Annotated in this window: 11 protein-coding genes; 3 read left to right on the forward strand and 8 right to left on the reverse strand. The window is 58.9% G+C overall.

The annotated features are described in order from the left end of the window. Positions 1-501 precede the first annotated feature (501 nt). Entirely contained in the window at positions 502-1,482 is a 981-nt protein-coding gene (locus N1078_RS01725; RefSeq protein WP_274086472.1) for an IS5 family transposase, read from the reverse strand. A gap of 215 nt (positions 1,483-1,697) precedes the next feature. Here N1078_RS01725 and N1078_RS01730 point away from each other — a divergent pair, with 215 nt between their 5' ends. Continuing rightward, positions 1,698-2,357: a hypothetical protein gene (locus N1078_RS01730; protein WP_274086473.1), complete on the forward strand. Its 660-nt coding sequence runs from the start codon at positions 1,698-1,700 to the stop codon at positions 2,355-2,357. A 358-nt stretch (positions 2,358-2,715) separates the two neighbouring features. Here N1078_RS01730 and N1078_RS01735 read toward each other — a convergent pair whose 3' ends face one another. Both N1078_RS01735 and N1078_RS01740 read right to left on the reverse strand, forming a co-directional pair. Continuing rightward, a complete protein-coding gene (locus N1078_RS01735) occupies positions 2,716-4,860 on the reverse strand; it encodes a 3-hydroxyacyl-CoA dehydrogenase NAD-binding domain-containing protein (RefSeq protein ID WP_274086474.1) in 2,145 nt (714 codons plus the stop codon). Positions 4,861-4,876: 16 nt separating this feature from the next. Next, positions 4,877-6,082 (reverse strand): acetyl-CoA C-acetyltransferase, encoded by a 1,206-nt coding sequence (locus tag N1078_RS01740; RefSeq protein WP_274086475.1) that lies wholly within the window; start codon positions 6,080-6,082, stop codon positions 4,877-4,879. A gap of 713 nt (positions 6,083-6,795) precedes the next feature. Between N1078_RS01740 and N1078_RS01745 the strand changes: the two genes are divergently transcribed. Next, positions 6,796-7,155, forward strand: coding sequence for a rhodanese-like domain-containing protein (locus tag N1078_RS01745; protein ID WP_274086476.1), 360 nt, complete (start codon positions 6,796-6,798; stop codon positions 7,153-7,155). Further along, on the forward strand, positions 7,152-7,961 hold the full coding sequence (locus tag N1078_RS01750; RefSeq protein WP_274086477.1) for a c-type cytochrome: 810 nt from the start codon (positions 7,152-7,154) through the stop codon (positions 7,959-7,961). The genes N1078_RS01745 and N1078_RS01750 overlap by 4 nt, the downstream gene beginning before the upstream one ends. Before the next feature lie 994 nt (positions 7,962-8,955). On the opposite strand, the gene N1078_RS01755 is transcribed toward N1078_RS01750, so the two are convergent. The 5 genes from N1078_RS01755 to N1078_RS01775 all read right to left on the reverse strand — a co-directional run bounded on the left by N1078_RS01755 (position 8,956) and on the right by N1078_RS01775 (position 13,435). Then, complete coding sequence (locus N1078_RS01755) at positions 8,956-9,753, reverse strand: transglutaminase family protein (protein ID WP_274086478.1); 798 nt, start codon at positions 9,751-9,753, stop codon at positions 8,956-8,958. After that, complete coding sequence (locus tag N1078_RS01760; RefSeq protein WP_274086479.1) at positions 9,750-10,700, reverse strand: alpha-E domain-containing protein; 951 nt, start codon at positions 10,698-10,700, stop codon at positions 9,750-9,752. The genes N1078_RS01755 and N1078_RS01760 overlap by 4 nt, the downstream gene beginning before the upstream one ends. Beyond that, complete coding sequence (locus N1078_RS01765) at positions 10,694-12,112, reverse strand: circularly permuted type 2 ATP-grasp protein (protein WP_274086480.1); 1,419 nt, start codon at positions 12,110-12,112, stop codon at positions 10,694-10,696. Before N1078_RS01765 ends, N1078_RS01760 begins: the two co-directional genes overlap by 7 nt. 167 nt (positions 12,113-12,279) lie before the next feature. Then, positions 12,280-12,987: a type 1 glutamine amidotransferase gene (locus tag N1078_RS01770; protein ID WP_274086481.1), complete on the reverse strand. Its 708-nt coding sequence runs from the start codon at positions 12,985-12,987 to the stop codon at positions 12,280-12,282. Between the two features lie 112 nt (positions 12,988-13,099). Beyond that, entirely contained in the window at positions 13,100-13,435 is a 336-nt protein-coding gene (locus N1078_RS01775) for a ribonuclease E inhibitor RraB (RefSeq protein WP_090242544.1), read from the reverse strand. Positions 13,436-13,601: the final 166 nt, after the last annotated feature.

Raw genomic sequence — 13,601 nt, forward strand, 5'->3', positions numbered from 1 at the left:
GGCAGCGGGCTATCCTACAGCCATCCTCCTCATGGACAAGACGTCTGTGACGCAAAATGCAATTCGCTGCAAGCGACCGACCCTTTATACCGCACGTCGTTTTAGTAACCCCTCGTAAGAACAGCTAAAAATGCGACAAGAACGGGCTTCTGCGCCATAAATCAGTCCGTAGCTTATTGGCACTAAAGACGCCAGAGCTGACGAACGGCTGGTCAAAAATTGAACTACCCATCTCAGTCATCGCTCCTACATTCACCCCCAAAGTCTGGCCACGTGGTGCCATCCACGAGGTACTAGCCCCCCGCTGAATCAGGAAGATTCTTGGCCACAAGAGAGTGTGCCAGCACTTGGTTAGGGATGGTCTGAAAAAGCCCTGTATTTCAGGCTGACTTCAGCACTTGCCTATTTTGAAAGCGGCAAACCGATCAAAAACGACCAGATCACCCGCTAATTTCTGTATTTCTAACCGCCGCGAGCACCTCGCGGCGGCTATTGCCCATATTACGGGCGCATCTCTCCTGCATTCATCAGTAAATGTCTGCGTGCCATCCACAGATTTGATAACGCAAACAGCGTCACCAGTTGCGCCGTGTTCTTGGCCAGGCCACGGAACCGCGTCTTCACATAACCAAACTGACGCTTGATCACCCGGAACGGGTGTTCGACCTTGGCACGCACCTGGGCCTTGGCCTTCTCGATTTTGCGCTTGGCTTTGTACAGCGCGCTGCGCTTACTCAGCTTCTTATATGTACTGCGGCGGGCAGCGATCTGCCAGATCACCTCCCGACCCTCATGTTCTGGGCGTTTTTCTACGCCGGTGTAACCTGCGTCGGCACCGACCATGTTTTCTTTGCCATGCAGCAACTTGTCGACCTGGGTAACGTCTGCAACATTGGCTGCCGTGCCAACCACGCCGTGCACTAAACCCGACTCGTCATCGACGCCGATGTGGGCCTTCATGCCAAAGTAATACTGGTTGCCCTTCTTGGTCTGGTGCATTTCCGGGTCACGCTTGCCGTCCTTGTTCTTAGTCGAACTCGGCGCATTGATCAGCGTGGCATCGACGATGGTGCCTTGCCGCAATGACAAGCCTCGGTCACCAAGGTAGCCATTGATCACGGCCAGGATGCCGGTAGCTAGTTCGTGTTTCTCCAGCAGCCGGCGGAAGTTGAGGATGGTGGTTTCGTCCGGAATGCGCTCCAGGCTCAACCCGGCAAACTGGCGTAGGATGGTCGTCTCGTACAGCGCTTCTTCCATCGCCGGGTCGCTGTAGCCGAACCAGTTTTGCATCAGATGAACCCGCAGCATTGCCATCAGTGGATAGGCTGGCCGGCCGCCCTCACCCTTGGGGTAATGCGGATCGATCAAGGCAATCAAACCCTTCCACGGCACCACCCGATCCATCTCGATCAGGAACAGCTCTTTGCGGGTCTGCTTGCGCTTACCGGCGTACTCGGCGTCGGCGAAGGTCATCTGCTTCATTGGAAAACTCGGCGGGTGGAATCCGGGCATTTTGCCAAAATCAGGAAGTCTTCTTCAGAGTTTCCTTAGTGCCCGGACAAAAGGGGTCATGTTTCAACACCTACGAGCAGAACACTGACAAGCACACTATTAAATATTAACTCGCGCATGTGCCAACCTATAAAACCCACCCCACATGCACTATTTAATTAGTAATTAAACAATAAGAGGCACCCATGGATTTTTACACCTTCCTCATTGCAACTTTGCAACAAAAAGAAGTTATGACCCTGATGCGCCTAGGGGTCGTTTACGTTCACCTGATCGCCTGCTGCGTTGCAGTGGGCCTGGTACTAACCAGTGACCTAGCCATGCTCAAGCAATTATTCAAAGGTCGAGGCGTCAAACAGTGCAACGAACACCTTGAGCACTTGAAGAACGCAGAGGGTCTTTCGCTTATCGTCCTGTGGGTTAGCGGCATCGGCATTATCGCGATGGACGCATCCAGCGCCGGCCTGCAGTACTTCCTCAACCCCAAGCTACAAGCCAAGATCACCGTTGTGATACTGCTGACCATTAACGGCATGGTGCTACACAATACCGTGCTGCCGGCTCTGCAGCAGGCCGGTTCGCTACTCAAGCTACCATTGAGCATGCGCAACCTGGCGATCTTTACCGGCGCGCTGTCGGGGGTGTCTTGGTTCTACGCCGCCCTGCTCGGCGTGGGTCACCCGCTCGCGTGGAAATACTCGCTGAGCGAACTCATGACGGCTTACCCGCTGATGATCGTCGGCGCTACGCTAGCCATGCTGAGCCTAACCAAGTGGTCGATAGACCGCAGCGATGCGCATCACCAAAGTTGGTTGCAGAACAACTTCGCCCTGAGCATGCGTTAATTTAAAACGCAGGAACAGGGATGTTCACCACACAACACTAATAGCCGTTACAACAACTGATTCTTTATCACCCATCTCTCGACCACCTCTCCCGCTTAATCTCGCCGGCACGTTAGCTGTGCAAACTCATACTGCGCATAATTACGCCCACAATTAATCAATATCATATTGGCCGATCATGATTTAACTCGGCCAAGGCTTTTACCTCGCTGTTTATTTCCATAACCATCACGCTCCCTGGGCGCATATTGCTCCCAGGGATTTTCATTCCCCCCTGACCGCTTCAGGCGACCGGATACTCTTCAACAGGTTCACCTCTAGGGGCCGCCATAAAGCGCTCGCATTGGGGCCACCATGGCTAGAAGTGCGCGCCTTTAGCCGCCTTTTCCAACAGCAACGCCGGCGGCAGGAAGCGCTCGCCGTATTGTTCAGCCAGGTACTCGGCGCGGGCGACGAAGTCCTGCACGCCGTACTGGTTGATAAACTGCAACGCACCGCCGGTCCAGGCGGCAAAACCGATACCGAAGATCGAACCGATATTGGCATCAGCAACCGATTTGAGTACGCCCTCTTCCACACAACGCACGGTTTCGATGGCCTGGATAAACAGGATGCGATCACGTACATCGACCTGAGAGATCTGCGCATCGCGCTTCTCGAAACGCGCTTTTAGCTCAGGCCACAGGTGCTTCTTGCCACCGGCCGGATAGTCGTAAAAGCCCGCACCCGCCGCCTTACCAGGCCGCTTGTACTCGTTAAGCATCATGTCGATCACCGCAAAGGCCGGATGCTCGGGGATTTGTTTACCCTCTTCGGCCAGATCCTTGATGGTTTGCTGACGAATATGATTCATCAGGCTCATCGACACTTCATCGCTGATCGCCAACGGGCCGACCGGCATGCCGGCCTTTCGTGCTTCGTTCTCGATCATCGCCGCACTCACGCCTTCGCCCAGCATGGCCAAGCCTTCGTTGGTGAAGGTGCCGAACACCCGCGAGGTGAAGAAGCCGCGGCTGTCGTTAACCACGATCGGGGTCTTCTTGATCTGCATGACGTAGTCAAAACCACGCGCCAGGGTCTCGTCGCTGGTCTGCTCGCCTTTGATGATTTCCACCAGCGGCATCTTGTCCACCGGGCTGAAGAAATGCAGCCCGATAAATTTATCTTGGTTCTGTACAGCAGTGGCCAGACCGGTGATCGGCAGAGTCGAGGTATTGGAGGCAATCACCGCGTCGCTCAACGCCGCACGCTCGGCCGCGGCGGTGACATTGGCCTTGAGGTCACGGTCCTCGAACACCGCTTCGATGATCAGGTCGCAGCCTTCGAAATCGGCATCGCTGATCGTCGGTTTGATTCGCGCCAGGATGCCATCGCGTTTCTCGGCGCTCATCTGGCCACGGCCGACTTTCTTCTCCAGCAGCTTGGCCGAGTAGGCCTTACCTTTCTCGGCGGCTTCGATGGAGATGTCCTTGAGCACCACCTCGATCCCGGCAACAGCCGACACATAGGCAATACCGGCGCCCATCATGCCAGCGCCGAGCACGCCGACCCTCTTGGTCACGTAGGGCGCGAAGCCTTGCGGGCGCGAGCCGCCGGCGTTGATTTCATTGAGCTGGAACCAGAAGGTGCCAATCATATTCTTCGCCACCTGGCCGGTGGTCAGCTCAGTGAAGTAGCGCGCTTCGATGATCTGCGCAGTATCGAAATCGACCTGCGCGCCCTCGACGGCGGCACACATGATCTTCTCCGGCGCGGGGAAGCAGCCCTTGGTTTTATCACGCAGCACGCTCGGAGCGATCGCCAGCATCTGCGCCACGTTCGGGCTCGACGGCGTACCCCCCGGAATCTTGTAACCAGCCACATCCCAAGGCTGCTTGGGCGCCGGGTTGGCCGCAATCCAGGCGCGGGCCTTGGCCAGCAGATCATCCTTGTCGGAAGCCAACTCATGAATCAAACCCGCTTTAAGCGCGGCCTCCGGACGAACCTTCTTACCTTCGGCCAAATACGGCAGAGCTTTTTCCAGGCCGAGCAGGCGCACCATACGCACCACCCCGCCACCGCCCGGCAGCAGGCCAAGTGTCACTTCCGGCAGGCCCAGTTGCACACTGGAGCTGTCCAGGGCGATACGGTGGTGGCAGGCCAGGGCAATTTCCCAGCCACCGCCCAGAGCCGCACCATTGATCGCCGCGACCACCGGTTTGCCGAGGGTTTCCAGGCGGCGCAGTTGGCCTTTGATGTTGAGGATCATGCCGTAGAAGGCTTGCGCGTCAGCCTTGGTGACTTTGATCAGCTCCCCCAAGTCGCCGCCGGCAAAAAAAGTCTTCTTCGCCGAAGTGACAATCACCCCAGCGATGGAGTCCTTCTCAGCTTCCAGGCGCTCGACGATCTTGCCCATGGCCTCGCGGTACACCGCGTTCATGGTGTTGGCGCTCTGGCCGGGCATGTCCATGGTCAGAACGACGATATTGTCCTGGCCTTTTTCGTAACGGATGGCGTCAGTCATTTTTCTTATCTCCACCTCAAACTCTTTCAATAATCGTGGCAATGCCCATACCGCCACCCACGCAGAGGGTGGCCAGGCCATAGCGCAGCTGGCGCTTCTCCAACTCGTCGAGCAGGGTGCCGAGGATGGCGCAACCGGTCGCACCCAGCGGGTGGCCCATGGCGATGGAGCCGCCGTTGACGTTGACCTTGTCTTCGCTGACGCCCATCTCTTTCATAAACTTCATCACCACCGAAGCGAACGCTTCGTTGACTTCAAACAGGTCGATATCAGCAATATTCAGCCCGGCCTTGGCCAACGCCTTGCGCGTCGCCGGCGCTGGGCCGGTGAGCATGATGGTCGGGTCGGTGCTGGTCACGGCGGTGGCGACGATGCGCGCACGCGGCTTCAAGCCCAGTTCCTTGCCCTTGACTTCGGAGCCAATCAGCATCAAGGCCGAGCCATCGACGATGCCCGAGCTGTTGCCCGGGGTGTGAACGTGATTGATCTGCTCAACATGGCTGTAGACGCGCAGCGCGGTGCTGTCGAAGCCCATCTGGCCCATCATCTCGAAGCTCGGCTTGAGCTTGCCCAGGCCCTCGAGGGTGGACTCGCCACGGATAAATTCGTCGTGATCGAGCAGCACGATGCCGTTCTGGTCGGCCACCGGAATCAGCGACTTGTTGAACGAACCGTCCTTGCTGGCGCGAGCGGCCTTCTGTTGCGAGCGCAGGGCAAAGCTGTCGACATCCGTGCGGCTGAACCCTTCAAGGGTGGCGATCAGATCGGCGCCAATACCCTGGGGGGTGAAATGGGTGTGCATATTGGTCGCCGGGTCCATCACCCAGGCACCGCCATCGGAACCCATCGGGATGCGCGACATCGACTCGACGCCGCCGACCACCACCAAGTCCTCAAAGCCGGAACGCACCTTCATCGCGCCGAGGTTCACTGCTTCCAGGCCCGAGGCGCAGAAACGGTTGAGCTGCACGCCCGACACACTGACATCCCAATCGGCAACCATGGCGGCCGTCTTGGCGATGTCAGCACCCTGATCACCCACCGGCGTCACGCAGCCGAGCACGATGTCGTCGACCTGGCTGGTATCCAGATTATTGCGCGCTTGCAGCGCCTTGAGCAGGCCGGCGATCAGGTCGACAGGCTTAACGCTGTACAGCGCGCCGTCCTTCTTACCCTTGCCGCGGGGCGTGCGCACGGCATCGAAAATAAATGCTTCGGTCATGGCGTCCTCAGACCTCCAATGGAGGGTGGCTGATGGCGCAGGTGTTACCCGCGCCTATTTTTGTTGAGTGCAGTCACCATACGCCGCGCGCAGACAGGCTCAATGACCGAAGCGCTCAGGGCTATTGACCGCTCAGCTCAGACCAACGGTCAATTGCTGAGCGAATGGGCAAAACAGCGTCTAACTCAAGGCTCGAATGCGGGTGGCAACACTACGGTCATAACCACCAGCACCTAACCCACCGGCCTTAGTAATCAAGGCGTCTATGGCAAGTGCTTAGGCGCCCCTACAGTTGAATCAAGCCGCCTGAAATGCAGTGCAGGCGGTTGAAGGCATCGTCGCCGGGTTTTGCCGGGACGGTTTTAATGCTCAACATGAGGTGAGGCGTCGCACCCGCACAATTAGCAGGCCAGCGACTACCCGCCGCAAAAAACAACAAGGCCAATCGCCATGTTCAATCCCGTGAAGATGCGCCAAGCAGGCATGATCGTTTTTGCCACCACCGTGATTCTGATCCTTCCCAACCTGACCCGTTTGATTAGTTAACGCTGGAAATCGCACCGCTTCATTGCCTGTTATTGAAGCGCGGTCAGCCACTCGTGTGCTGCCCTGCCCGCCACAGTGGAGTGCGCTGGCAGGGCAGCACAATCGCCGCAAAGCGGGAAGATCAGCGCCTGTGCTAGGGTGACCGCAATCACCCCAAGGAGCACACCATGCGTCGCCTACTCGCCACTCTCTGCCTGCTAATTAGCCTACCGCTTATGGCCGGCGAAGCTGAACTCAATGCCGCCGTCACCGCCCTGCAATCCCCCGACACGCTGCTTATTGATGTACGCACGGCCGAAGAATTCGCCGCCGGTGCTTTGCCAAACGCCGAACGCATGGGCCATGAACAGATTGCCAGCCAGATCAGCGCCCTCGCCCCGGACAAAGACACCCCAATCGTCCTCTACTGCCAAAGCGGTCGTCGCTCCGGCATTGCCGAAGAAAGCCTGCGCGCCATGGGCTACAGCAACCTGATCAACGCCGGCGGCTATGAGGAGCTTAAATTCGCCCTGGAGTCTCAGGATTGAACACCCGCATCGCCTGCATTGCCCTGCTCAGCCTGCTGCCCTTTAGCCAGCTGCACGCCGCCGAACTGACCCTGGAGTTAGGCAACGGCAGCCAGCGCCTGAGCACCGCCCAACTGCTCGCCCACCCACAGACGCAAAGCGTCGAGATCGACAACGACGTCAGTTACAAACGCCGTATGCACTACCGCGCCGTGCCGCTGACAGCGCTGCTGAAAGGCGTGCAACCGGGTGATCACCTGCAACTGGTGGCCAGCGACGGCTTTGCCGCCGAGCTGTCTGCTGCGCCTGTGCTGAGCAAAACCGGCAGCCAAGCCTGGCTGGCTATTGAAGACCCGGCGCAACCCTGGCCGCCCCTGGGTAAAGGCAAATCCAGCGCCGGGCCGTTTTACCTAGTCTGGCAAAACCCAGCCGCCAGCCAGATAAGCCCGGAACAGTGGCCGTTCCAATTGGCCGCCATTCGCAAATTAGCCCCGGTGGCGCAACGCTTTCCGCAACTGCTGCCAGCGGCAGACGCCAGCCCGGCGGTGCAGGCGGGTTTTGCCCAGTACCAGAAGAACTGTATGGCATGCCATCGCCTGAACGGTGCCGGCGACTCGCAATTCGGCCCCGACCTGAATATTCCGCATAACCCGACCGAGTATTTCAGCGGCGACTTTCTAACCCGCTACATCCGCGACCCACAGAGTTTGCGCCGCTGGCCGCAAGGCAAGATGCCGGGGTTTGCGGTTGAGGTTTTGAGTGACAAGGCGCTGGGCGAGTTGGTTGAGTATTTGGGGCATATGGTCGGGAGGAAAGTGAAGCCTTGATGGCTTCATGGAGAGCCGCGAACACTTTGCTTATTCATTAGCACTGTTTCACAAAACATCTTGGTCGACTGAACCTACGCTTTCGCCTTTACGGCGAGTTACTTTCTCTTGCTTCGCACAAGAGAAAGTAACCAAAGAGAATGCGCCCCTGCATCCGGGGGCCGGCGTACATGGACCGTCCCTGGCCCATTACGCCTCTCGCCGCATCCATGCGGCTCGTCCCCCTACGCAACACCTCCACTCGGCCTCCTGACGGGGATTTTGCGCGCGCATCTGAGATATGTGTTTAGAAACCGAAATGCTTAAAACCCTTGGCCGTAGGATGGGTTGAGCAACGCGATACCCATCAAACCGCAGTGGTGGCAGGCGTTGCTTTTGATTCAGCCACACAAAACGTGCAGACGACGCCAAACGCCCCTTCAAGAGGGTGAACAGAATCGTTGTGGATGGCGTTGAGCGGCATGGATGCCGCGAGAGCCGCGATGGGCCAGGGATGGCCCTTCGTCGGTGGGCCGCATCCGGGCGGGCCCCTAGAGCAACGATGGCGTGAACGAACCCTGCCGCAGGCAGGGCCGGATGTTGGGGCAAGCGTTTTTGGTTACTTTTTCCGCGACTGGATAAAGAGACTCGCTCGTAAGGGGCGAAACTAAAATCAGAAATCACCACGCCAATGAACTTGTCGCAGAACCTGAACAGAAAGCATCAAAAGCAGCAAAAATCGCGGCTAAAGCCCCTCCTACAAAACTGGCGTTATGCATCAACGCGTGGATGGACGAGTCGCGCTGCGCTGCATCTATCACATCAGCAGCATGGGTATCGCTGTGCTCAACCCATCCTACGGACTACGGACTAAGGAACTAGAAGTGCCCACAGCCACAACCGCGACCACCGCTCGGTGGGTTAAGTGGCGCTCATGCTCCGAGCTGAACAATTAATCTCGGATCCAGCGCCACTAACCCACCCTACCCCATCCTGCGAAGCTAGCGCAGCGCGCCTACTGCTGCTGCACCTGCAGCAACGGCGCTACATCCACCTGCGCCTGCATTTGCTCGATGCCGCCACCGCGGCGCATGCCGCGTACCGGGCAGGCGTCCAGATAATCCAGGCCGACGGCTAACTTCAAATGCCGCTCTGGCTTGGCCAGGCAGTTGGTTACGTCAAAGCTGTACCAGGCGCCATCCAGCCAGGCTTCGGCCCAGGCGTGGCTGGCTAGGTGATCTTCGCTGTCGGTGAACAGATAACCCGACACATAACGCGCCGGAACACCCAGGCTGCGCGCGCAGGCGAGAAAAGCGTGGGCGTGGTCCTGGCAGACGCCCCTGCCGCCGGCGAAGGCCTCGCTGGCGCTGGTTTCCACGGCGGTGGTGCCGGGCTGGTAGCTTATGTGCGCATTCAGCGCGTACATCAGGTCGATCAGGCCGCTGCGGTCAGCGCGGCTGTGGCTTTGCAACTGGGCGAACTCGCGCAGTGCGGCGTCGGCTTCGGTCAGGCGGGTAAAGCGCAGAAACGGCCAAGCCGACTGGCTTTCGTGCTCGGCTTCGCGCGACTCATCAATTTCCACCTGGCCACGGGCACCGATGACGATGGACTCGTGCGGTTCATCCAGGGTCAGCACGTGCAGGATGTTGCCGTAGGGGTCGATCTGCGCACGCACCGGGCGCGGCAAACTTAATGCCCAGCTGATTACGTGTTGGCGCTCACTGTCGTGCGGGGTCATGCGCAAATACTGGATGCTGTTGCGTACCTGATCTTCATAGCGATAGGTAGTGTCGTGGCTGATTGACAGTCTCATGCGACCTCCAGGTAGGAGCTTTGGATGGCTTGACCTAACTGGCGAACCAGCAGGATGAAATCGGTGAGCCAGGCGTGCAGGCCCTCGTCGAGCACTTCTTCGATGCTGGTGTAGCGCAGCCGTGCTTCCAGTTCGGCGGCCAGGCGCTGGGCTGGGCGGCCGTTGTCGCCGGGCAGGCTGGCGAGCATCAGGTTGAGCTCGTCCATGCAGGCGCGCAGCGAGCGCGGGATGTCGGCGCGCAGCAGCAAGAGCTCGGAGACTTTGCACGTATCAGGCGAGCCACGGTAGATCTCGGCAAACGCCTCGAATGACGACAAGGCGCGCAATAGCGCGGTCCACTGGTAGTAGCTACGCGCTGGGCGGCCGTCGATTTCGTCGATGTCTTCGCCGAGCATTTCATAGCGCGCATCGATCAGACGCAGCGTGTTATCGGCGCGTTCGATAAAGGTGCCCAGCCGGATAAAACGGTACGGGTCGCCACGCATAATCGTGCCGAAAGTGGCGCCGCGGAATAGGTGCGAGCGCTCCTTGACCCACTCACAGAAGCGGCTGATGCCGTAACGGCCCAGGCCCTGTTCGGCAATGCCGCGAATCTCCAGCCAGGTGGCGTTGATGTTTTCCCACATGTCGGCGGTGATCCGCCCGCGCACCGCATGAGCGTTGCTGCGTGCGGCCTGCAGGCAGCAATAAATGCTCCCCGGATTACTCGCATCCAACGCGAAGAAATTCAGCATGCGCTCGGCATGCATCGGGCCATGGCGCGTCAGGTATTCATCCAGGGTGCCGGTAATCAGCAGCGGCAAGGCCAGTTCTTCCAAGCCATCACCGCGACCGTCTTGCGGCATCAATGACAGCGAGTAGCTGACATCCAGCATGCGCGCCAGGTTCTCCGCACGCTCCAGGTAGCGCGACATCCAGTACAGGTCAGAGGCCGTTCGACTCAGCATGATGAATCCTCCACGACCCAGGTGTCTTTGGTACCGCCCCCTTGGGACGAATTGACCACCAGCGAGCCTTCGCGCAGCGCCACGCGGGTCAGGCCGCCAGGGACGATACGGGTTTCCTTGCCCGACAGCACGAACGGGCGCAGGTCGATATGCCGCGGTGCAATACCACGCTCAACAAAGGTCGGGCAGGTCGACAGGCACAGCGTCGGCTGGGCGATATAGGCTTCTGGGCGGGCGATCAGCCGCGTGCGAAATTCTGCGATCTCGGCCTTGCTGGCCGCCGGCCCCACCAACATGCCATAGCCGCCGGAACCCTGGGTTTCCTTGACCACCAACTGTTCCAGATTGGCCAGCACGTGGGACAGCTCGGCCGGTTTGCGGCACTGAAAGGTCGGCACGTTTTTCAGGATCGGCTCTTCACTCAGGTAGAAGCGGATCATGTCGTCGACATAGGGGTAGACCGATTTATCGTCCGCCACACCGGTGCCGACGGCATTGGCCAGCACCACGTTGCCGCTGCGGTAACAGGCCAGCAAGCCGGGTACACCGAGCATAGAGCCCGGGTTGAACGCCAGTGGGTCGAGGAAGGCATCGTCGAGGCGGCGGTAGATCACATCCACCTGGACGGCCCCGGAGGTGGTGCGCATAAAGAGCTTGTCGTCGCGCACAAACAGGTCTGCGCCCTCGACCAACTCCACGCCCATCTCGCGGGAAAGGAAGGCATGCTCAAAGTACGTGCTGTTAAAGCGCCCCGGCGTCAGCACCACGACATTAGGGTTATCCAGCGGGCTGGAGGATTTCAGCGTATCGAGGAGCAAGCTGGGGTAGTGATCGACCGGCGCCACGCGCTGGGCGGCGAACAGCTCGGGGAACAGGCGCATCATCATCTTGCGGTCTTCGAGCATGTAGCTGACGCCGCTGGGGGTGCGCAGGTTGTCTTCCAGCACGTAGTAGCTGCCGTCGCCATCACGCACCAGATCGACCCCGGCGATGTGTGCGTACAGATCGCGGTGCAGGTTGAGGCCCTGCATGGCGATCTGGTAACCCTCGTTGGCCAGCACCTGCTCGGCCGGCACGATGCCAGCCTTGATGATGCGCTGATCGTGGTAGAGGTCGCCAAGGAACATATTCAGCGCCTGCACGCGCTGGATGCAGCCGCGCTCGACCATGCGCCATTCGCTGGCCGGAATACTGCGCGGGATGATATCGAATGGAATCAGGCGCTCAGTGCCCTGATCATCACCATAAAGGGTGAAGGTGATCCCTGCGCGGTGGAACAGCAGGTCAGCTTCACGGCGGCGCTGGGCCAGCAGTTCCTCCGGGGTGTCCGCCAGCCAACGGGAAAAGGCCTGATAGTGCGGGCGGACTGCACCACTCGCGTCGTACATCTCATCATAAAAGGTGCGGCCCATGCCGTACTCCTTGTCAGCCGGTCATGGAGTCAACATTGCAAAGCCCGCGCCACTAGTGAAATGGCTTACATTTCAATAGGTTAAATAAATCCTGCAATCATTACGCACCAAGATGAGACGCGTCACTGGCTTGCCCATGACAGGCCGCGCCATTTTATGGCGGCGACCTACAAACCGGCCAAATGCAGCCAGTGGCGATAGAAGCCTTCGGCCACGCGATTCAGTTCAGCGATCTTAGCCGGCAGATCTTCAAGCATCTGCGCCCTGCTCTGCTGGCTTGGCTGGGTGTCATCTAGCAGGTGGTGCCAATCGTCTAGCCATTGGCGCACTAAAGCTTCGTCCATTTCCGGGTGGCCTTGCAGGGCCAGCACTTTATCGCCCCAGGCAAACGCCTGATTGCTGCACCAGGGGCTGCTGAGCAACGGCTGCGCACCGGCCGGGATGGCGAAACTGTCGCCATGCCACTGAAACACCGTAAAGCTGTCGGGTAAGTGCGCCAGCCACGGGCTGGGTGCGGCCTGATCGAGCCGCCTCAGCGGCTGCCAGCCACTTTCGGTATAGGGCATACGCTGAATTTGCGCGCCCAGAGCCTTGGCCAACAACTGGCCGCCCAGGCAGTGACCGATCAGCGGGATATCGCGGCGGATTAAATGCTGCAGCGCCGCCACTTCAGTGGCGATCCAGGGCAGCGGATCATTCACGCTCATCGGCCCGCCCATAATGGCCACGGCTTTGGGGCGGTCAAGGTCGATGCCCTCCAGTTCGCCAAGATCAGCACGCAGCACCGTAAAGGCATGGCCAGCCTGCTCCAGCACCTTGCCGAGGTGGGCCGGTGGGCAGTAATCAACATGGGTAAAAATCAGGATATCGGTCATGGGCCAAGTCTGAAGCAAAGCGCAGGCTGGGGTCGAGGGGCGATTAGTTGAGGCGTGAGTTAGCGAGGTAGAAATGACACCGGCCAGCGTATGGCTGTCCGGTGTATGGCGCTCAGGGCTGTCTGACCTCCTGGGTTACGCCCCAACCATCCAGCTTACCGCCAAGGGGGATGACGACTGACCCAAGGTCATGTTCAAAGTCATCAATCCCGTAGCAGGTGGCAAACATCACTTTACTGACTTGCAGGTGCCAAACGCCGTCATCGCGTTCGGTCACCAAGGCGTGTAACGACTCACCACGGAATTTACGGGTGGCCTGGCGGGCTCGCGCCTCATCCGGAAAAAGGGCATAGAACTCGATGGGATGGAAGCTGGCAAAGTCAAAGCCACCTTCCTTCATCCGCCGTAGAACCCCATTGCTAACATCGTCATGCAAGGCTGTGCTCATGAAGTGAACTCCTCAGGCGATGGATAAATTTACAGGACGCTAAAGAACCAACAAGGTGTCGATACTGCAGTGCGAGAACCTGTTAAACGCTTTCCCATTGCTACCGCTTGAGCTTCAGCGATGTCGCGGCACCAGTGGCAGTGCCGCCCGAGAATCAAGCGATCAC

Origin of the sequence: Pseudomonas sp. MIL19 (assembly GCF_028680365.1) — a bacterium.
In the GTDB taxonomy this organism is placed as follows: Bacteria; Pseudomonadota; Gammaproteobacteria; order Pseudomonadales; family Pseudomonadaceae; genus Aquipseudomonas; species Aquipseudomonas spirodelae.

Excerpts from the sequence above, each read along its gene's own strand:
- N1078_RS01755 (WP_274086478.1), bottom strand. The coding sequence starts at position 9,753 with ATGAGACTGTCAATCAGCCACGACACTACCTATCGCTATGAAGATCAG.
- N1078_RS01770 (WP_274086481.1), bottom strand. The coding sequence starts at position 12,987 with ATGACCGATATCCTGATTTTTACCCATGTTGATTACTGCCCACCGGCC.
- N1078_RS01765 (WP_274086480.1), bottom strand. The coding sequence starts at position 12,112 with ATGGGCCGCACCTTTTATGATGAGATGTACGACGCGAGTGGTGCAGTC.
- N1078_RS01730 (WP_274086473.1), top strand. The coding sequence starts at position 1,698 with ATGGATTTTTACACCTTCCTCATTGCAACTTTGCAACAAAAAGAAGTT.
- N1078_RS01775 (WP_090242544.1), bottom strand. The coding sequence starts at position 13,435 with ATGAGCACAGCCTTGCATGACGATGTTAGCAATGGGGTTCTACGGCGG.
- N1078_RS01725 (WP_274086472.1), bottom strand. The coding sequence starts at position 1,482 with ATGAAGCAGATGACCTTCGCCGACGCCGAGTACGCCGGTAAGCGCAAG.
- N1078_RS01735 (WP_274086474.1), bottom strand. The coding sequence starts at position 4,860 with ATGACTGACGCCATCCGTTACGAAAAAGGCCAGGACAATATCGTCGTT.
- N1078_RS01745 (WP_274086476.1), top strand. The coding sequence starts at position 6,796 with ATGCGTCGCCTACTCGCCACTCTCTGCCTGCTAATTAGCCTACCGCTT.
- N1078_RS01740 (WP_274086475.1), bottom strand. The coding sequence starts at position 6,082 with ATGACCGAAGCATTTATTTTCGATGCCGTGCGCACGCCCCGCGGCAAG.
- N1078_RS01760 (WP_274086479.1), bottom strand. The coding sequence starts at position 10,700 with ATGCTGAGTCGAACGGCCTCTGACCTGTACTGGATGTCGCGCTACCTG.